Source organism: Bartonella sp. MU70NMGDW, assembly GCF_042194085.1.
Taxonomy (GTDB): domain Bacteria; phylum Pseudomonadota; class Alphaproteobacteria; order Rhizobiales; family Rhizobiaceae; genus Bartonella; species Bartonella grahamii.
In genome coordinates this window covers 1-855 of sequence record NZ_JBHIMK010000496.1, presented here as the reverse complement: position 1 = coordinate 855, position 855 = coordinate 1, and the positions used below count along the sequence as shown (strand labels likewise).

Genomic DNA, 855 nt, shown 5'->3' with positions numbered 1-855 from the left:
AGAGGATGTTTTCAAGAGCTATTATTGTTGTTTATGATGTTTGAGGTTGTATGAGATTAACATACTCTTCGGGTTTGACTTTTTTCCGGCTCTAAAGGATGAAAATACTAAAGTTCACGCTGGTTTATAAACGATATGGTTTTTCTCGGTGGGTTTCATCGGATGGACATTCTAGGTGCAAAGACTCCATGGTGCTTATATTATCAAATAGCGGTATTTTACGGTATAATAGATAAGGTTATTTTTTTAATATATTGAATCTGCTTGATATTATCTAGTGGCAAGGATTTTGGGCATGCATTCATAGGGAACATGAATATAGCTCTTTTTCTTTGAGGATGCTTTATTTGTTTGTTGCTGTTGTCATTTATATGATTTTTTTACAATGATGTTGGTTTTGTTATCTTATTGCGCTGTGAAAAGACATCTCATTTGAAGTGTGGTGATATAAGGCAGTCTCCTTGATATAGGAAGTGTTTGTGCGGAGGTGAAATATTCAGGGTAGGGCTTTCTTGTTGAGGTTTAAGTTAATCCCATAAGTTGTGAGTAGCTGGAATCCTTCCTATAAGAAACCAGACTGTTTAAAGACTGGTGTGGGTTTAAGAATTTTTATCCTGTGAGATGTGGCGGACAAGTCAAATCTCTGGTTTATTACACGCTGATGTACTTTTAGAAATCTTCCTGTTCTTGTTCTTGAATGTTTGTGCGGTTTTGATCATCTTTGAGCAATTGGTTGGTGAGATTTTCAATACGTTGTGTGGTGTCACGCATAATTTTCCCCATGGTGCGGTCTCTTTCGTTGTGGAGTCGTAAAAGAGCATTGTAGTCTTCTTGTAATTTTTTATTTTCTCGTTT

At 36.1% G+C, this 855-nt stretch carries 1 pseudogene; it reads right to left on the bottom strand.

Going from position 1 to position 855, the window contains the following annotated elements:
- Window positions 1–669: 669 nt before the first annotated feature.
- A pseudogene (locus tag ACFIKE_RS11805) lies at window positions 670–855 on the bottom strand (cell division protein ZapA); the annotation flags it as partial.